16 protein-coding genes are annotated in these 18,380 nt (G+C 72.0%); 3 read left to right on the top strand and 13 right to left on the bottom strand.

Translation table 11 applies throughout. The annotated features are described in order from the left end of the window. The first annotated feature begins 550 nt into the window (after positions 1-550). Positions 551-1,876, top strand: a complete 1,326-nt coding sequence (locus YU1_RS0107585; RefSeq protein ID WP_029003557.1) for an HdeD family acid-resistance protein — start codon at positions 551-553, stop codon at positions 1,874-1,876. Next, positions 1,873-3,024: an MFS transporter gene (locus tag YU1_RS0107580; RefSeq protein ID WP_029003556.1), complete on the top strand. Its 1,152-nt coding sequence runs from the start codon at positions 1,873-1,875 to the stop codon at positions 3,022-3,024. Before YU1_RS0107585 ends, YU1_RS0107580 begins: the two co-directional genes overlap by 4 nt. Positions 3,025-3,045: 21 nt before the next feature. On the opposite strand, the gene YU1_RS0107575 is transcribed toward YU1_RS0107580, so the two are convergent. The 12 genes from YU1_RS0107575 to YU1_RS0107520 all read right to left on the bottom strand — a co-directional run bounded on the left by YU1_RS0107575 (position 3,046) and on the right by YU1_RS0107520 (position 16,430). Beyond that, positions 3,046-3,273, bottom strand: coding sequence for an FmdB family zinc ribbon protein (locus tag YU1_RS0107575; protein WP_029003555.1), 228 nt, complete (start codon positions 3,271-3,273; stop codon positions 3,046-3,048). A 142-nt stretch (positions 3,274-3,415) separates the two neighbouring features. Continuing rightward, positions 3,416-4,435 carry an alpha/beta hydrolase fold domain-containing protein gene (locus YU1_RS28455; protein ID WP_051356604.1) on the bottom strand — a complete coding sequence of 340 codons (1,020 nt, stop codon included), beginning with the start codon at positions 4,433-4,435 and terminating at the stop codon, positions 3,416-3,418. Between the two features lie 119 nt (positions 4,436-4,554). Beyond that, positions 4,555-5,160 carry a helix-turn-helix domain-containing protein gene (locus YU1_RS28450; RefSeq protein WP_051356603.1) on the bottom strand — a complete coding sequence of 202 codons (606 nt, stop codon included), beginning with the start codon at positions 5,158-5,160 and terminating at the stop codon, positions 4,555-4,557. Positions 5,161-5,284: 124 nt separating this feature from the next. Next, entirely contained in the window at positions 5,285-8,209 is a 2,925-nt protein-coding gene (locus YU1_RS28445) for an ATP-binding protein (protein ID WP_051356602.1), read from the bottom strand. A gap of 194 nt (positions 8,210-8,403) precedes the next feature. Further along, positions 8,404-10,026, bottom strand: a complete 1,623-nt coding sequence (locus YU1_RS0107555) for an MFS transporter (RefSeq protein WP_029003554.1) — start codon at positions 10,024-10,026, stop codon at positions 8,404-8,406. Positions 10,027-10,117: 91 nt separating this feature from the next. After that, entirely contained in the window at positions 10,118-10,954 is an 837-nt protein-coding gene (locus YU1_RS0107550) for an alpha/beta fold hydrolase (protein ID WP_425339140.1), read from the bottom strand. A gap of 212 nt (positions 10,955-11,166) precedes the next feature. Then, positions 11,167-11,814 (bottom strand): hydrolase, encoded by a 648-nt coding sequence (locus tag YU1_RS0107545; RefSeq protein ID WP_029003552.1) that lies wholly within the window; start codon positions 11,812-11,814, stop codon positions 11,167-11,169. Between the two features lie 88 nt (positions 11,815-11,902). Further along, positions 11,903-12,361 carry a DoxX family protein gene (locus YU1_RS28440; protein WP_051356629.1) on the bottom strand — a complete coding sequence of 153 codons (459 nt, stop codon included), beginning with the start codon at positions 12,359-12,361 and terminating at the stop codon, positions 11,903-11,905. A gap of 26 nt (positions 12,362-12,387) precedes the next feature. Further along, entirely contained in the window at positions 12,388-14,292 is a 1,905-nt protein-coding gene (locus YU1_RS0107535) for an amidohydrolase (RefSeq protein ID WP_029003551.1), read from the bottom strand. Further along, positions 14,285-14,593 (bottom strand): XapX domain-containing protein, encoded by a 309-nt coding sequence (locus YU1_RS0107530; RefSeq protein WP_029003550.1) that lies wholly within the window; start codon positions 14,591-14,593, stop codon positions 14,285-14,287. Before YU1_RS0107530 ends, YU1_RS0107535 begins: the two co-directional genes overlap by 8 nt. 278 nt (positions 14,594-14,871) lie before the next feature. Further along, the gene (locus YU1_RS31855; protein WP_051356601.1) at positions 14,872-15,723 is read right to left on the bottom strand and encodes a helix-turn-helix transcriptional regulator; all 852 of its coding nucleotides are present in this window, start codon (positions 15,721-15,723) and stop codon (positions 14,872-14,874) included. 218 nt (positions 15,724-15,941) lie between these two features. Next, positions 15,942-16,430 carry a MarR family winged helix-turn-helix transcriptional regulator gene (locus tag YU1_RS0107520; protein ID WP_029003549.1) on the bottom strand — a complete coding sequence of 163 codons (489 nt, stop codon included), beginning with the start codon at positions 16,428-16,430 and terminating at the stop codon, positions 15,942-15,944. A gap of 62 nt (positions 16,431-16,492) precedes the next feature. Here YU1_RS0107520 and YU1_RS0107515 point away from each other — a divergent pair, with 62 nt between their 5' ends. Then, positions 16,493-17,455 carry a quinone oxidoreductase family protein gene (locus tag YU1_RS0107515; RefSeq protein WP_029003548.1) on the top strand — a complete coding sequence of 321 codons (963 nt, stop codon included), beginning with the start codon at positions 16,493-16,495 and terminating at the stop codon, positions 17,453-17,455. Positions 17,456-17,479: 24 nt separating this feature from the next. On the opposite strand, the gene YU1_RS0107510 is transcribed toward YU1_RS0107515, so the two are convergent. Further along, the gene (locus tag YU1_RS0107510; RefSeq protein WP_029003547.1) at positions 17,480-18,289 is read right to left on the bottom strand and encodes an IclR family transcriptional regulator; all 810 of its coding nucleotides are present in this window, start codon (positions 18,287-18,289) and stop codon (positions 17,480-17,482) included. Positions 18,290-18,380: the final 91 nt, after the last annotated feature.

The following is an 18,380-nucleotide window of genomic DNA, read 5'->3' as shown; positions in this document are numbered from 1 at the left end:
CGCCCCCTCCCCCCTTGCGGGGGAGGGTTGGGGAGGGGGGTGAAACGCGCGCCGATCGCGACCGCTGTGGGACCCGGGGTGCGCCCGTTTCAGGTGCCCGTGCGCCGATGCGCAAGACGGCAGGCCGGGGTGAAAGCGGATGGCGCTTCACCCCCCTCCCTGCCCTCCCCCGCAAGGGGGGAGGTGCCCCTGCCTGTGCAGGCGTCGGCCCGTCCCGCACGAACGCACCCTGATAGGTGGGCGGGCGCCAGCAGGCGTCTGGTGTCGCCACAGGCGTCTCGGCCACAGGAGTCTTGGCTACAGAAGCCTTGGCCCCAAGACCTGCGGTCGGGTGAATGTCGATCGGACCTGGCCCGTCCGGGACGCCCCCGGCGGCGGCGTTGAGGTTGCGTCAACCGCGATAACGCCCTCTCCCGCGCCGGTTCCGGCCGGCGCGCCGGCGCTCTCGACAAGCCTCACCCGGAAGCGATAACACCGTGTGTCGATTTGCCGGCTTGGGGCCGTCCGGGATCGCCCGGAGCATCCCCGGCCCACACGAGAGTTGTCGTTCATGGTCCAGCTTGCCCTGTTGCTGATCGGCGCGGATGCGGTGCGTCGGCGCTGGTGGGTGCTCGCCGGGCTGGGCGTCGCCCTGCTCGCCTGCGCGGCGCTGCTGATCGGCGACCTCGTGGACGGCTTCGCCTCCACCGCGACGCAGGCCTTCGGCGTGGTGTTCCTGCTGGAGGGGATCGTCGCTTTGTCCGGCCTCGTCCACGCGCAGACGCTGACGGCGCGGCTGCTGCGCGGCGTGAAGGCGGCGCTCATGCTGCTGGTGGGCTTCCTGGTCCTCGACCATCCGATGCATTCCGATGCCATCCTCGCCTGGCTGCTGGGGCTCAGCCTCATCGCCGACGGCCTGTGGCGGCTCGGCACCATCGCTTTGGTGCGCTATCGGCGCTGGCCGCTCTCGGCCGCGCTGGTGGCGGGCGAGGTGGTGCTGGCGGTGCTGATCATCGTCGAATGGCCGCTGCCGCACAGCTACAACGTGCCGCTGTGCCTCAGCCTGCTGCTGGCCGGCTGGGGCGTCGGCGTGCTGCGCATCGGCCTGTGGCTGCGCAACGAGCCGGAGGAAGTGGCGTTCTACGCGCTGCCCGCCTTCGGCACGCGGAATTGGAACGAGAACGCCCCCGTGCTGGTGCGCTCCGACACGCCGGAGCCGCCGCCGGAGGGCGTGCTGACGGTGCGCATCTGGACGCCGGTCGGCTCGGCCGACGTGAAGGAACGCCGGCCGGTCATCGAACGCTACATCGGCGCGCGGGACGTGGACGGAGCCATGTCCACCGGCCATTCCGCGCTCGAATACAACGATCTCTACATCAGCCACTGGCCCGGCGCGGACATCGACGCCAACAGCCCGGTGACCCGGCTGTTCCACGGGCGGGAAGCCGCCAACATGCCCGGCCGCTTCCAGCCGTCCTATGCGGCGGAATCGGCGGAATGGTGCCCGGCGGACCAGAAGGTGGAGCTGCGCCATTTCAGCCCGCGACGCCTGCGGGCCTATTGGGCCGGCTACAAGCAGGACTCCATCTACAACCTCACCAACCGCAACTGCTCGGTGGCGGTGGCCGGGGCGCTGGATTCGGCCCTCGAAGGCGTGCTGGACTGCCGCTTCCCGCTGCTGCGGGTGTTCGCGCTGCAACTCAACCCGGACCTCTGGGCCGCCGCCTACCTGCGCGCGCGGGCGCAGACCATGTGCTGGACCCCGGGCATGGTGCTCGACTACGCGCGGGCGCTGCAACGCATCGTCGATAGCGCCCGCGACCCCTGGCACGTGCGTGCCCTCGCCTTCCTGCGCCGCCTCAGGACCGACCGCTCCCTGGACACAGCGACCTCATGAGCAGCCTGCCCACGCGCGCGCCACGCGCGGACATCCTCTCCCGCGCCGCCGTCATCCTCACCGCGATGATGTTCGGCCTCACCTATTCGCTGAGCGCGCCGCTGATCGCCTTCGACCTGGCGCAGCGCGGGCTGAGCGATGCCGTGATCGGCGCCAATGCGGCCATGCACGCGGTGGGCGTGCTCATCACCGCCGTGCTGCTGCCGCGCCTGGTGGCCAGGCTCGGCCCGCGCCGGCTGATCCTCGCCTCGCTCGCCGCCTCGGCGGCGGTGCTGGTGGCCTTCTCCCAGGTCTCGGCGATCTGGCTGTGGTTCGTGCTGCGCGTGCTGCTGGGCATGTCCGCGGAGGCCCTGTTCGTGCTGTCGGAGACCTGGATCAACGCCCTGTCCACCGAGGACACCCGCGCCCGTTCCATGGCCATCTACACGGCGGCGCTCTCCATCGGCCTGGCGCTGGGGCCGTGGATCCTCTCGCTGCTGGGCACCCACGGGCCGATGCCCTATCTGGTGGGCGCCGGCCTCGCGCTGGCGGCGGGCGTGTTCATCCTCGCCCCCTTCGTCTCCGCCCCGGCCTATGAGAAGCCCAGCGTCGGCAATCCTCTGCGCTTCGCCGCCATGGCGCCGGTGGCCATCGCCGCCACCGTGCTGAACGCGGCGGTGGAGACGGCGGGCCTGTCCTTCCTCGCCCTCTATGCGATCAACCTCGGCTGGGCGGAGGCGCAGGCCACCCAACTCATGACGGTGATGATGGTGGGCGCCATCCTGCTCCAGCTGCCCATCGGCTGGCTGGGCGACACATTCGACCGCCGCACGCTGGTGATCGGCTGCGGCGTCATCGCCACGGCGGGCGCCGCGCTGTGGCCGCTGGCGCTGCTCAATCCGATCGCCACCTACGCGCTGCTGTTCGTCTGGGGCGGGGCGTTCGTCGGCATCTACACCCTGACGCTGACCATCGTCGGCAGCCGCTTCAGCGGCGGCAACCTGGTGGGCATCTATGCGGTGATGGGCCTGACCTGGGGCGGCGGCGCGCTGGTCGGCCCGCTGGCGGCGGGCTTCGCCATGCAAGGTACCACCCACGGCCTCGCCTGGTTCGCGGTGGCCGCCTGCGGCCTGTTCACCCTCGTCGCCGTGCTGCGCCGGAGCGCCTGAGCGCCCGGACGGCGCGGCCGGTCAGCCGCCGCGTTCCGAGCGGCTGAAATTGCTCAGGTGCCCCTCGCGGCCGGCGCGGGCGCGGGCCGCCTTCAGCAGGCCGGGGCTCTTCAGTTCCGGCGCCACGCGCGACATCAGGCGCTCCATCGCCGTGCCGCCGCAGGTGGGGCACACCGGCGTGTCCGACAGGCGCATCAGCAGCTCGACATCCTTGTCGCAGGTCGGACAATGATAGCTGAACAACGGCATGGTCCCGCCTCCCGCCGGCCGCGCGGAGGCTGGCCAGCCCTGGATTTCCGGTGCCGGCACGCGCGGTGATGCCCGCCGGCACCGGACGCTTTGCATGAAGCGGGCCACAACAGGGCCACAACGGCACGACGCGGGCCCCGGCTCAGGCCGCTTCCAGCGCGGAGCGCAGCGCGGCGCAGGCCTGCCCCACGGCGGCGCGGGCGGCGACGGTCTCGGCCAAGGCGTTCAGCACCATGAAGCCGTGGATGGCGCCGAGATAGCGGGTGAGCGTGACCGGCACCCCCGCCTGCATCAGGCGGCGGCCATAGGCCTCCGCCTCGTCGCGCAGCACGTCCGCCTCGGCGGTGACGATCAGCGCCGGCGGCAGGTCCTCCATCTCCGCCGCCGTGGCGTGGCAGGGCAGGGCCGCCACCGTCGCCGGCGGGCCGTCGGGGAATTGCGCCAGGAACAGCAGGCGCATGGTGGCGGCGGTGAGCCACGGCCCGTGCGCGAAATCCGCATAGGAGCCCCGGTCCGACGGCGGCGCGGTGACCGGGCAGAACAGCAGCTGAAGCCGGCCCGCCGGGCCGCGCCGGGCCTTGGCCAGGAGCGCCAGCACCGCCGCCGTGGTACCGCCGGTGCCGTCGCCGCCGAGGGCGAAGCGCGCGCCGTCGAGGCCGAGCGCGCCGGCCTGCGCCACCACGTGCGCGAGCGCCGCATAGGCCAGCTCCACCTGCGCCGGATGGCGATGGTCCGGGGCGTGCGGACACTCCACCAGCACCACGGCGATGCCGGCGCCGAGGGCGAGGTCGCAGGCCAGCCGCTCGTGGGTGGCGCCGCCGCCGGCAACCCAGCCGCCGCCATGGACATAGAACAGGAACGGCAGCGGCGGCCCGGCCGGCGCCGGCCGGTAGATGACGACCGGCACCGCGCCCGCCGGGCCGGCCGCCAGCAGGTGGCAGGTGGCGGCGCAGGCGATGCCGCCATGGCCGGCCTGGAGGCGCTCGAAGCGCGCCCGCGCCGCGGCGGGGCCGGCGGGCTCGGCCCCGCCCTCGGGGCCTTCCGCCAGCTTATCCAGAAAGGCCTGGGTGAGCGCATCCAGCACCGGATGGGCGGAGGCCGGCGTCGCCAGCCCATCCGGCGGGGACGCCGCCCCAAGGTCCTTGTCCTGCGGTGACACCACGGCGAATTCCGATCACGCTCGAACGTCCTGCGGGGCACGGCCCGGCCCCGTGCGTGGCATTGCCGCCCGGCGGCCGCGCCGGTGCGGCGGGCTCGCGCCGGAGGTGGTCCGCCCTCCCCTCATCGTCCCATCCCGCTGTCCCGGGCGGCCTCGGCGGCCTCGGTGGCGGACACGCGCGGGCGCGGCGGGGCGGCGCGCCACAGGCGGCGCCAGGCGTTCGGGCTCTCCCCGGTCACGCGCTTGAACACGCGGGAGAAATGCGCCTGGTCGGAGAAGCCGCAGTTGAGCGCGATCTCCGACAGGCTGTCCTGCGAGCCGGTCATCATCTGCTGCGCCAGCTCCACCCGGCGGGCGAGCACGTAATTGTAGGGCGACAGGCCGAAGCGGGCGCGGAAGCGCTTGGAGAAATGGCTCGGGCTGAGGCGCGCCAGCGCCGCCAGCTCCTCGATGGCGATGTTGCGGGCGATGTGGGCGTCGATGAAGCGCGTCACCTCGCGCATCTGCCACGGCGCGAGCCGGCCGGAGCCGGCCCCGGCCGAGGCCTCCTCCTGCCGCAGCAGAGCGGTGGCGCGGGCGATGCAGCCGCGGGCGCGGTTCATGTCCCCCTCCAGCGCCTGCCCGGCCTCGTCCAGCAGGCGGCGCAGGCGGGCACTCAGCAAGGCGGAGGTCTCGGGATCGGGCTCGGCCGGCGCCGGGGGACGCCGGAACGGGGGTGCCAGGGGCATGGATCTCTCCAGGGCGGCCGGGCTCAGGGCGGGCGGCCCGGACACCGGCAGCCTAGTCCGGACGCTCCCGCGCGCGGCGTTAAGCTGTGTGAAGTGATGCAAAGCCGCGCCTGCCACCGGGGCCTTACGCCCCTTTCAGGCCGGCGATCAGCCGGTCCGCCGCCGCCACGTCGGCGCTCGCCCGGCCGCCGTCGAGACGGCTGCGCGCCGGCGCCAGCAGGGCCAGCGCCGCCGCATCCCGCCCCTGCGTCCGCAGCAGGCCGGCCAGGGCGGTGGCGCAGCGCAGCGCCCAGGAGCGGGCGCCTTGCCGCTCGGCCAGGGCCAGCGCGCGCGTGAGGTCCGCCTCCGCCCCGGCGGGGTCGCCGTCCATCCGCCGCAGCGCGCGCCGGCGCAGCAGCTCGGGCTGGGTCCAGGCGGCGGCGTCCAGGCGCCCGGCCGCCTCCAGCCGGGCCAGCGCGGCCTGCGAGCCGAAGGTGGCGAACATCTCCAGCTGCATGATGTCGGCCTCGTCCGGCGGCGCGGCGCGCTGGCCGAGCGCCTCGGCGAAGCCCTCGCCCCACAGCTCCCAGTAGCGCAGGCCGCGCTGGCGGGCGCGGGCCAGGAGGCCCGGCAGCAGCGCCGAGGCGAGATTGGTGTCGCCGCTCCACAGCGCCACCGGCAGCGCGCCCACCGCATAGCAATAGCAGGCCGACAGGTCGTGCCCGACCGAGCCGTAGGTGGCGAAGCCGCGCGCCAGCTCCAGCGCCTCGTCCACATGGCCTTCCAGCCAGAGCGTGCGCATGCGGAAGGCAAGCGCGGCGATGCGCGCGTCCACCTGCGCCACATTGGCGTAATTGGGCCGGGCGAAGGTCCGCTCGGCCTGCATCAGGCCCTCGACGATCTGCCGGCATTCGCCGTGGTGGCCGAGGAAATGGCGGGAGATGGCGAACATGCGCCGCCCGGCGGCGTAGCCCGCCACGTCCTCCCCGTTGGGGGCGAGGCGCTCATAGGCTTCGGCCGCCTCCAGGCTGGCCGGATAATCGCCCGACAGCAGATGGTGCGCCCAGACGCCCCACAGCGCGCGCCGCTCCAGCGAGGCCAGGCCGAGCCCGCGGGCCATGGCCTGCGCGCTCGCGAACGCGCCGCTCATCTCCGGCCCCGGGCCGCGCACGTGCCAGAGCGCATGGCCATAGGCAGTGAGCAGGCCCACATGCTCCGCCGTGCCCTCGAAATCGGCGAGGCTGGTGCGGCTGAGCGCCCGCTCCGCCAGCGGCATGAATTCGGACGGCAGCGACAGGTCGAACCAGACGAAGGCCGCCGTGCTGAGCAATTGCAGCCGGATGGCCGCGTCCCCCTCGGCCGAGAAGGCCCAGGCGAAGGCGGCGCGGATGTCGTCGATGCTGCGGCTGCGCGCGCGGATCCAGTCGCGGCTGGCCTTGCCCTCCCACACCGCATTGGCCTCGGAGAACAGCACGCAATAGTGCCGGGCATGGCGCCGCTTGGCGTCGGCCTCCTCCTCGGTCTCCGCCAGCCGCCGCAGGGCATATTGCCGGGTGGTCTCCAGCATCCGGTAGTCCGAGCCGCCATGCCGCGCCTCCACCACCAGCAGCGACTTGGCGACGAGGTCGGCGATCGCGTCGAGCGCCTCGGCCTCGTCCAGCTGTGCTGTCCGGTAGCGTCCCCCGGTCCCGTCCGGGCCCGGCCCGGCGATGACCGCCATGGCGGCCCGCAGATCGAAGCAGGCGCGGAACACCGAGAGCCGGCGCAGCGCGGCCTGGCTGGGCCCGTCCAGCAGTTCGTAGCTCCAGTCCAGCACCGCGCGCAGCGTCTGCTGGCGCGGCACCGCCGTGCGCTTGCCCTTGGTGAGCAGCGAGAAGCGGTCATCGAGCCGCCCCGCCAGCGTCGCCACGTCCATGACGTCGAGCCGCGCGGCGGCGAATTCCAGCGCCAGCGGCAGGCCGTCCAGCCGGATGCAGATGTCGCACACCGCCGCCACATTGGCCTCGGTCAGCACGAAATGATGCTGGATCGCCCGCGCCCGCTCGACGAACAGTTCGACCGCCGGATAGGCGATGGCCCGGCCGGGCGCATGGCTCTCCTCCGGCGGCGGGGCCGCCAGGGCGCTGAGGCGGTGCACCCATTCGCCTTCCGCCCGCAGCGGCTCACGGCTGGTCAGCAGCAGGCGGGCGGCGGGGGCGCCGCGCAGCAGCGTCTCGGCGAGGTCCGCCACCGCGTCCACCAGATGCTCGCAATTGTCCAGCAGCAGCAGGGTCGGCCGCTCGGCGAGGGCGGCGGTGAGCGCGGGGAGCGCGTGCTCCTGCGCCACCGTGATGCCCAGCCGGCGGGCCACCGCCGCCGCCACGCGCGCGCCGTTCATCACCGGCGCCAGATCCACGAAGCAGGCCGGATGGCCGGTCCGGGCGGCAAAGCCGTGGGCGACCGCCAGCCCGACCGAGGTCTTGCCGATGCCGCCCGGCCCCGCGATGGTCAGCAGGCGGTGCCTGAGGACCTGCTCGACCAGGCCGGTGACGAGGTCGCCGCGGCCGATCAGCTTGTAGAGCGGCGTCGGCAGCGTTCCCTGCGGCTGGGGGCGCGGATCGGGCGATCCGGACGCGCCGGGGCGCACCGTCACGGGCGCTGCGAAGCGATAGCCCCGGCCGGTCTCGGTGACGATCATGCGCACGTCCGGCCCGTCGTCCAGCGCCTTGCGCAGGGCCGCCACATGCACCCGTAGCGCGCCCTCCTCCACCACCGTGTCCGGCCAGACCCGCGCCATCAGCGCCTGATGCGGCACCACCTGGCCCGGCGTCTCCAGCAGGGCGAAGAGAATGTCGCGGGCACGGCTGCCCAGGCGGACGGTCTGGCCGTTGCGGCTGACGCGCTGCGTCGCGCGGCAGAGGAGGAAGTCGCCGAAGGCGACCTGCGCCTCGCCCGCCACCGCCTCGCCCGCTCCTGCCTCCCCCGCTCCTGCGCCGAGCGGCGCGCGGGCCATGTCGCCGAGCGCCGGCCGGAACGCCGCGTCCGCGGCGCCGAATTCCGAAAACACGTCTTGGGTGGAGCGATGATTCATCTTCCCGGACGGATTCGAGACTGCCACAGGGCCTGCCGCGACGTCGCGGAACGACGGGCGAGGCTGAGCCCCAACCGCCGCAGCCCCGACCGCTGCACGTCCACAAAGCCTGATCCGGGACGCCCCGTCTTGTATCCTATAGCTCCCCCCGTGGCTTTCCCGGCCACGAAGCCGTGATGGAGGCCGGCCGCCGGCTACCGTCGCGCCGGCGGCTCCAGGGTGAGGAAATGGCGCACCACCGGCGCCTCGGGGCCGATATGGTAGCGCAGCATGTCGGTCTGCAGGTCCGCGTCGGCCTGCGAGACGCGCTTGTGCTGGCGCAGGTGCTCGGCCCAGGATTCCACCATGAACCACTCCACCAGCCTCTCCGGATCGGCCGCGTCCTCGGTGATGCCGCAGGCATAGGCGCCGTCGCGGCGGCGCTCCTCGCCGAAGCGGTCCGCCGCCTGCTGGAAGGCGGCGCGGTCGGCCCTGGCGACGCGATATTCGATCAGCACCAGCACCGGCCCGCGATCATGCTCCACCTCCTCGCCGGTCAGGGGCTCCGGCCAGTGGTTGGAGGGCATGAGGTCCGCCTCGCCCTCCGGCAGCCGGACGCGGTGGAGCAGGGCCGCCGCCACCGCGAGGCCCGCCGCCGAGATCAGCAGCGCCGCGCGGATGCCGGTCTCCTGGGCGACGAGGCCCCAGCACAGGCTACCCACGGTCATGGCGCCGTTGAACACGGTGAGATAGACCGCCAGCGCCCGGCCGCGCACCCAATTGGGCAGGATCGCCTGGGCGACGCCGTTCAGCGTCGTCAGCGCGGCGATCCAGGCGGCGCCCACCAGCAGCAGGAGCACCACCGCCAGGGCCTGCGGCGGCCCGGCGGCCAGCACCGCCATGACCAGCGCGGTGATCACCGCGGACAGCAGTAGCAGCCCGTCCGCGGAGAGGCGGGCGCGCAGGCGCGGCAGCAGCAGCGCCCCGCCGATGGCGCCGAGGCCGACGGCGCCGAGCAGCACGCCGTAGAAGGCCGCGTCGCCCCCCAGCAGCCGGCGGGCGATCAGCGGCAGCAGCGCCCAGATGGCGCTGGCGAAAAGGAAATGCACCGCCGCGCGGCCCAGCACCACATGCAGGTCGTGGCTTGCCCGCGCATAGCGCAGCCCGGCGCGGAAGGCGCCGAAGAAGCGCTCGGACAGGTCATCGTCCGCGCCCGCCGGGCGGCGCCACCACAGCAGCGCGCCGACGACGAAGACATAGCTCAGCACATCCGCGCCATAGGCGATGGAGGCGCCGAACGCCGCCAGCAGCGCGCCGCCCGCCGCCGGGCCGATGGCCCGCGCCACGTTGATGCCCAGCGAGTTGAGCGCGATGGCGCTGCGCACGTCGCTCCTCGGCACCAGCTCGGGCACGATGGCCTGCCAGGTCGGCCCCATGAGCGCGGCGCCGATGCCGCCGATGAAGGTGAGGCCCACCAGCAGGCCGACGGTGAGCACCCCGGTGTGCGACAGCACCATCAGGCTGGCGCTGACGCAGGCCAGCAGAAGCTGCACGGCGATGAGGAAACGCCGCCGGTCGAGAATGTCCGACAGCACGCCGGCGGGAATGGCGAGGAGGAAGATGGGCAGTGTCGCCGCCGCCTGCACCAGCGCCACGGCGGCGGGTGAGCCGGACAGGTCGGTGACCAGCCAGGACGAGGCCACATCGCGCATGAAGCTGCCGATGTTGCCGATCACGGTGGCGGCCCAGATCACCGCGAACACCGGCCAGCGGAACGGCGCGAAGCTGCTGGCGGGGGCCGCGGGCGGCTGTGGGGCGGGGGCTGCGGGGCTGGTCATCCGGGGGGTCGTCCTCCCTTGCCGGGAGACCCAGTGCCCCCCGGTCCTGACGGAAACGGCCGGCGCGGACGAGCCGCGCCGGCCGCGGGGCTCAGGCCTTGATGAAGGCGAGCAGGTCGGGGTTGATCACGTCCGCATGGGTGGTCAGCATGCCGTGCGGGAAGCCCTTGTAGACCTTCAGCTCGCCCTTCTGGAGCAGCTTGACCGACAGCTCGGAGGAATCGGCGATCGGCACGATCTGGTCGTCGTCGCCGTGCATCACCAGGGTGGGCACGGTGATCGCCTTCAGGTCGGCGGTCTGGTCGGTCTCGGAGAAGGCCTTGATGCCGTCATAGTGGGCCTTGGCGGCGCCCATCATGCCCTGGCGCCACCAATTGGTGATCACGCCCTGCGAGACCTTCGCGCCCTCACGGTTGAAGCCGTAGAACGGGCCGGTGGGGACATCGAGGAAGAACTGCGCGCGGTTGGCGGCGAGCGCGGCGCGGAAGCCGTCGAACACCTCGATCGGCGTGCCGCCGGGGTTGCTGGCGGTCTTCACCATCAGCGGCGGGACGGCGCTGACCAGCACCGCCTTGGCGACGCGGCCCTGCGGCTGGCCGAACTTGGCGACATAGCGCGCCACCTCGCCGCCGCCGGTGGAATGGCCGATATGCACGGCGTTCCTCAGGTCGAGATGCTCGGCCACGGCGGAGGCGTCGGCGGCGTAATGGTCCATGTCGTGGCCGCCGCTGACCTGGCTGGACCGGCCGTGGCCGCGCCGGTCATGGGCGACGACGCGGTAGCCCTTGCCGAGGAAGAACAGCATCTGCGCGTCCCAGTCGTCCGACGACAGCGGCCAGCCGTGGTGGAACACGATCGGCTGGGCGTCCTTCGGACCCCAGTCCTTGTAGAAGATCTCGGTGCCGTCCTGGGTCTTGATCATGGGCATGGGGGCAACTCCTGTGCTGGCGGGTGCGGTTGCTGCAAAAAGCGGAAGCGGAAGGGCCGCGCCGGCGATCACCGCCGCGCCGCCGATGAGGGCGGAGCGGCGGGTCAGGGCGTAGGCGGGGTCGGACGTGTCGGAGGTCATGGGGCTCCCCTGGGGGTGGGAGGACCGGCGCGGCCCGCGAGGCCCGCGCCGGAAGGCTCGCTCGGCCGCGCTCAACCCTCGTGGGCGCCGAACATGGTCTTGGCATAGGTGATGCCGAGGCCGTAGGCGCCACCATAGAGCTTGGCGATGCCCGTGGTCATGTCGTAGGTGCCGGTGCGCGCCCAGTCGCGCTGGAGCTCCAGCAGGTATTGCAGCGCGGTCATCGGCTGAACGCCGGCCTGGATCATGCGTTCCACCGCCCGCTCGTGCGCCTCGGTGGAGATGTCGCCGCAGGCGTCGGTGATGAGATAGACCTCGAAGCCCTGGTCGAGCGCCGAGAGCGAGGGGCCGACGAGGCAGACCGAGGTCCACAGGCCGGCCATGACCAGACGGGTCTTGCCGATCTCGTTGATCTTGCTGATGACCTGCGCATCTTCCCAGGTGTTCATGGAGGTGCGGTCGAGCAGCGGCTGGCCGGGGAAGGCGTCGGTGATCTCCGCATACATGGGGCCGGAGAAGCTCTTCTCCGCCACCGTGGTGAGGATGGTGGGCACGCCGAAGCCGGCGGCGGCGCGGGAGACGAGCGCGGCGTTGTTGCGCAGCAGGGTGGCGTCGATGGACTTGGTCGCGAACGACATCTGCGACTGGAAGTCGATCAGGATCAGCGCGTGGTCCGTCGGCGAGATCAGCTTCTTGCCGGGGGTCGGCGTGGCGGTGATGGCCATTGTCAGGTCCTGGGTGTGATGTTGCGCCGGGACCATGGCCCTGCCCGGCGGCGCAGTCTTGTCGGAACCCAGGACTTTTGCATCATCGCGCGGTGCGGTGCGCGATGAGCCTTGGCTCACCGGGGGCCCTCTCCCGCAGGTCCCAGCAGGCCACCAGCAGGAAGCCGCCGGCAAGGCCCAGGTGCTCGAAGAAGGCGTTGGCCGCCATGACGCGCGCGGGACCGTCGGGCATCTCCCAGAAGCGCAGCGCCAGCAGGGTGGCCAGCAGTGTGAAGCCGCACAGCGCCAGCGCCCCGAGCCAGCGCAGCACGCCGGAGAGGATCAGCGCCGAGGCGCCCAGCTCCAGCACGATCACCGCCGCGGCGAAGGGCGCCGCCGGCGCGAGGCCGAAATGCGCCATCTCCGCCATCGCGCCGGGCAGATCCACCAGCTTGTTCAGCCCGCCCTGGAGATAGGCGGCGCACAGGGCGGCGAGGCCGAGGACGCGCACGGCGCCCGAGGCCAGGAGGGGCCGGGCAAGGCCGGCGAGCCGCGCCTCCAGGGCGGCGAGCGGCGCGGGCACGGCGCTCAGACCGCCCAGCAGGCGCAGCCCAGCGCGCCGAAGAAGCCCTTCAGGTCGGCCACCGGGATCTTCGACGTCCAGGAGCCGGCATGGTCGTGGCCATGGACGCCGCAGGCGGTATTGCAGCCGCAGGCGGAGGCCGCCATGCGGCGCAGGCTGTCGCGATGCAGCGAGTTGCGGCCCGCGCCCTCAGGCTCGCCCCAGGCGGCATAGCCCTTGAACGTGCGCGCCGGCGACCAGTCCGGCATGGCGGGGGGCACGTCGTTCTCGTCCAGCGGCGCGAACGGCCCGGCGCCGTAGACGATCCTGCCGCCCACCATGGTCAGGTCCGAGGTGAGGAAGGAAATCTCGTCCTCGGCGCAGGCGAAGAAGTCCTTGTCCGGCACGATGAGGTCGGCGAACTGGCCGGTTTCGATGCGGCCCTTCTTGCCTTCCTCGTTGGAGAACCAGGTGACGTTCTCGGTCCACATGCGCAGCGCGGTCTCGCGGTCGAGGCAGTTGCGGCGGGGATAGATCTCCATGCCGCCCACGGTGCGGCCGGTGACCATCCAGGCCAGCGAGACCCAGGGATTGTAGGAGGCGACGCGGGTGGCGTCGGTGCCGGCGGAGACCTTCACCCCCTTGTCGAGCATGCGCTTGATGGGCGGGGTGGCCTCGGCCGCGCCGAGGCCGTAGCGCTCGACGAAATATTCGCCCTGATAGGCCATGCGGTGCTGCACGGCGATGCCGCCGCCCAGCGCCGCGATGCGGTCGATGGACTGGTCCGAGATGGTCTCGGCATGGTCGAAGAACCAGTTGAGCCCCTCCAGCGGGATGTCCTGGTTCACCGTCTCGAACACGTCGAGGGCGCGGGAGATGGTCTCGTCATAGGTGGCGTGGAGCCGCCACGGCCAGCGGTTCTGCGCCAGGATGCGCACCACCTCCTCCAGCTCGCCCTCCATCTCGGGCGGCATCTCCGGGCGCGGCTCGCGGAAATCCTCGAAGTCGGCGGCGGAGAACACCAGCATCTCGCCGGCGCCGTTGTGGCGGAAATAGTCGTCGCCCTGCTTGTAGGTGACCGAGGAGGTCCAGTTCAGGAAGTCCTGCTTCTCCTGCTTGGGCTTCTGGGTGAACAGGTTGTAGGCGAGGCGCACGGTCATCTGGCCGGCGTCGGAGAGGGTCTGGATGACGGCATAGTCGTCGGGATAGTTCTGGAAGCCGCCGCCCGCGTCGATCACCCCGGTGACGCCGAGCCGGTTCAGCTCGCGCATGAAGTGGCGGGTGGAATTGACCTGATAGTCGAACGGCAGCTTCGGCCCCTTGGCGAGCGTCGCGTAGAGCAGGCCGGCATTGGGCTTGGCCAGCAGCAGGCCGGTGGGGTTGCCGTTGGCGTCGCGGGTGATCTCGCCGCCCGGCGGGTTCGGCGTGTCCCTTGTGTAGCCCACCGCGCGCAGCGCCGCGCCGTTCAGCAAGGCGCGGTCGTAGAGATGCAGCAGGAAGACCGGCGTGTCGGGGGCGACCGCGTTGATCTCGGCGATGGTCGGCAGACGCTTCTCGGCGAACTGGTGCTCGGTGAAGCCGCCCACCACGCGCACCCATTGCGGGGCGGGGGTGATCGCCACCTGGCGCTTCAGCATGTCCATGGCGTCGGCCAGCGAGCGCACGCCGTCCCAGCGCAGCTCCATGTTGAAGTTGAGCCCGCCGCGCACGACGTGGGTGTGGTTGTCGATCAGGCCGGGCAGCACGCGCCGGCCCTTGAGGTCGACGATCCTCGTCTGCGGACCGGCAAGCGCCATGATCTCCGCGTCGCCGCCCACGGCGAGGAAGCGGCCGTCCTTGACGGCGATGGCGCTCGCCGTGGGGTTGCCTGTGTCCAGCGTGGTGACGAGGCCGTGGTGGAGGATGGTGTCGGCGACCTGTGCCTCAGGCATGCGGGTGTTCCTTGTCTTCAGCGTCTTCAGCGCGGGCGGCCGGCGCGCCCGAGGGTGTGCTGTCGGGCGCGCCTTTGGGGAGATGGCCAAACATGTGCGGCTTGACCTGGCCGAGCCAGGACAAGGGGGCAGGCTCGCGCCGCCAGGCGCTCCTGACGAGCGGCGGGACCTGCTCGCCGATGAGGATGCCCAGGAGGCCGACCAGCGCCACCACCGGCGGGGCGGGCGAGCGCACCTGGATCAGGCTGTAGATGATGCCCACCAGCAGGCCGGCGCCCAGCGACATGAGATACATCCTCATGCGCCGGTCCCGGCGCCCGCCGGGGCGCGGCCGGCGCGGGACGACGCCTCCGGGGCGGATGGGGAGGTGATCGGCATGGGCTCCTCGCCGCGTGATCCTCCGACGGTCATCGTCGGCTGGCGTGGATCGAGGGTGGCGGCGGGCGCCGCCGGCGTCTTGTTGCTTCGCGGCGTTTTTGCACGGTCGCGCGGCGGACGCAGCGGCAGCCCGGCGGGCGCGCGCGGCGCCAGAGCACGTTCCGTTCAAATGGCATCGCCATTCGAACGGTGAATCGCCCTCTAGGGACCCGGCGCGCCTGCGGCGATGAACTGGCCCGGCGTCACGCCCACGGTGCGCTTGAACTGGCGGGTCATGTGGCTCTGGTCGGAGAAGCCGCACAGGGCCGCCACCTCGGCGAGGCGCATGCCCTGCTGGATATGGCTGCGCGCCTGGTTGACCCGGTAGACCCGCAGGTATTCGTGCGGGGTGACACCGTATTCCTTGCGGAACTGGCGGATCAGCACGAACGGGTTGACCTGGGCGATCTCGGCCAGTTCCTCCAGCGTGATGGTCCGCCCGTAATGGCTGCGCATGTAGTCGACGATCCGCCCATGGCGGCGCCGGCAGCCCTTGCCCGACAGCGTCACCGGCCGGCCGCTGGTGACCTGGGCGAGGCCCAGCACCAGCGCGGCGAGGTAGGAGCTCCGCATCAGGCTGCAATCGCCGCGCTCGTGCAGCTTGTGGGTCTCCACCAGCAGATCATGGATGCGCGGGTGGGCGATGACCGGATCGCTGAAGTCGATCATCGGCACGCGCGCGTCGTCCACGTCGGTCAGCGCCATCAGCTTGCCGGCCGGCAGATGGATCTCGCGGCAGAGCGAGCCGCCGGCCTCGTCCACATGCAGCGTCCGGGCGTCGAACACCTGGCCGGCGTCGCGCACCACCACGTTGCCCGGCACCTCCAGATGGGTGCGGCCCGACTGGCGGCTCTGCCATGTGGCGCCGGTGAAGGCGATGAGGACGATATTGTCGTGAAAGATGCGGTTGACCGCCACCTGCCCGCCGGGCGGCAGCCGCATGCGCACGAAGGCGCAGCCGTCCTCGACCGTATGCGTGATCTGCGGGACCGTCGCAGCGTGGGCAGAGCCCATAATGGAGCGCTCCACAATTGGGGCCGGGCCGGCGCATCCCATCGCTGCCCGCCCGCTGCCAAGATGTCGCATCATGCCACGGGACGCCGCCGCGGCCCAGCCCGCAAAGCCGCTCCCGCCCTTTCCCGGCGGCGGCCCCGCGGCGGCGCGGGCAGGCGGCTACCGGCGGCGAAACCCGCCAGCGGCTTCGGGACGAAAGGCGGGAGCTGCGGCCAAATCTATGCCTCGGCGTCCGGCACCTCCACCAGGGCATCGGCGAACCGGCGCATCAGGCGCGCCAGATCGTCGATGTCCTCCGGCGCCCAGGTCTCGAAGATGGCGCGGCCGATCCGCTCGCGCGCGGCGTCCACGCGGTCGGTCATCGCCTTGCCCTTCGGGCTGATGACCGCCTCCCGCACGCGGCGGTCGGCGGCGCTGCCCTTGCGCTCCACCAGGGCGAGGCTCTCCAGTTTGGCCACCTGCCGGCTGACGGTGGTGTAGTCGCGCCCCACCCGGTCGGCCAGTTCCACCACGCCGATCGGCCCGAACCGCTCGATCCCCACCAGCAGGGGAAACAGCGCGCGATCGAGAGGAATCCCCGCCGCGCGGATCATCGCCTCGTCGCGCTGCGGCCGGTTCATGACGCTCACGATATCGAGCATCGCCCCGTGCAACTGGCGGAGCTGGGCGTTGATATGTGTATTTTGCACGTTTTTCGTTGACGGCATCGGCGATCTCCATATATGTGCATCATACACATATTAGACCGGGAGCCGAAAGGGCCACCATCATGAAAGCCGCCATCGTGCAGAGCGCCGGACAGGCGCCCGTCTACGGGGATTTCCCCGAGCCGCCCGCCGGGCCGGACGACGTCCGCATCGCCGTCACCGCAGCCGCCATGAGCCATCTGGTGAAAGGCCGGGCGTCGGGCACCCACTACAGTTCCTCCGGCCAGTTCCCCTTCGTCGCCGGCATCGACGGCGTGGGGCGGCGCGCGGACGGCAGCCGGGCCTATTTCGTGCTGCCCCGCCCGCCGTTCGGCAGCATGGCGCAGCGGGTCGTGGTGCCGGAGGCGCAATGCATCGCCCTGCCAGACGGGCTGGACGACGTGACCGCCGCCGCCATCGCCAATCCCGGCATGTCGGCCTGGGCCGCCTATACGGAACGCGCCGGGCTGAAGGCCGGGGAGACGGTGCTGGTCAACGGCGCCACCGGCACGGCGGGGCGCCTCGCGGTGCAGATCGCCAGGCATCTCGGGGCGAAGACGGTGATCGCCACGGCGCGCGACGCCGCCGCGCTGGAGGCCGTCGCCGCCCTCGGGGCGGACGTGACCATCCCCCTCGGCGCGGACGAGGCGGCGCTGGAAGCGCGCTTGAAGGCGCAGTTCGCCGAAGGGGTCGACGTGGTCATCGATTATCTGTGGGGGCGGAGCGCGCAGACCCTGCTCCTGGCCGGCGCGAAGGCCGGGCGGGACGGCGTGCCGATCCGCTTCGTCCAGGTGGGCGCGGCCAGCGGCGGAGACATCACGCTGCCCGGCGCGGTGCTGCGCGCCGCGGCGATCTCGCTGATGGGCAGCGGCATCGGCAGCGTGCCGCGGGCGCGCTTCGTGCGCTGCATCGACGCGCTGTTCCAGGCCGCCGGGCCCGGCGGCTTTGCGATCGCCTGCAAGGCCGTGCCGCTTTCCCAGGTGGAGCGGGCCTGGCCCGAGGACGACAGCCGGACGCGCACCGTCTTCACCATGGACGCGCCCTGAGGCCGGCCGGGGGCCGCGCGCCCCCTACCGCGCGGTGCGCGGGATATGGTCCTGGGAGCGGCTGAGCGACTGGGCGGTCTCCACCACCATGTGGGCGAAGTGCTCGGCGAAGGCATCCGGCTTCCAGTCCTTCACCGAGGCGGCGATATGCACCGCCGCCACCGGCCGCCCCGCCGCATTGGTCACCGCCGCGCCCAGCGTGATCTCGCCCACCGTGGTCTCCTCCACCGCCATGCCGAAGCCCGCCTCGCGCGCCTGCGCCACCTTGGCGAGGATGACGTCGCGGTCGGTCAGCGTCTTCGGCGTCCGCGCCACGAGGTCGGAGCGCGCGATGATCGCCGCCGCCTCGGCCGGGGGCAGCTGGGCCAGGATGGCGCGCCCGCCGGCCGAGCAGAACACCGGCACCCGGCGGCCGATCAGCGAGCTGTCGAAATACTCCCGCTTCGATTGCTGGCGGATCACATAGATGATGCTGGTGTCGTCATAGAGCGAGAGGTTGGCCCGCTCGCCGCAGCGCTGGCGCAGGTCGAGCAGCGCCGGCGTCGCCAGCTCCACCAGCGGGCTGGAGCGCAGGTAGAAGAAGGTGAGGTCGAGCACCGGCTTGCCGAGCCGGAAGCGCCGCGTGCGCTCGTCCTTCTCCAGATAGCCCAATTGCCAGAGGGTGTGGGCGAAGCGCTGCGTGGCGCTCTTGTCGAGGCCGCAATGCCGGGCGATCTCGCTCAGGCTGAGGTCGGTGTTGCTGCGGCCGAACGCCTCCAGCACCCGGAACGCCTTCGCAACCGAGGATACGTACAGCGGGTCCCGCTGCACGTCGGCCGTCTCGTCTGTTGACATATAAGCCCTACATATTACGATTTTGTGTATTGCATTATAATACTTTAAATCAAAATGCAATGATGTTGGGCACACAGCATCCGATGCAGGC

The sequence above is a fragment of the Azorhizobium doebereinerae UFLA1-100 genome (assembly GCF_000473085.1).
In the GTDB taxonomy this organism is placed as follows: domain Bacteria; phylum Pseudomonadota; class Alphaproteobacteria; order Rhizobiales; family Xanthobacteraceae; genus Azorhizobium; species Azorhizobium doebereinerae.
This window is presented reverse-complemented; position numbering and strand designations above follow the sequence as displayed.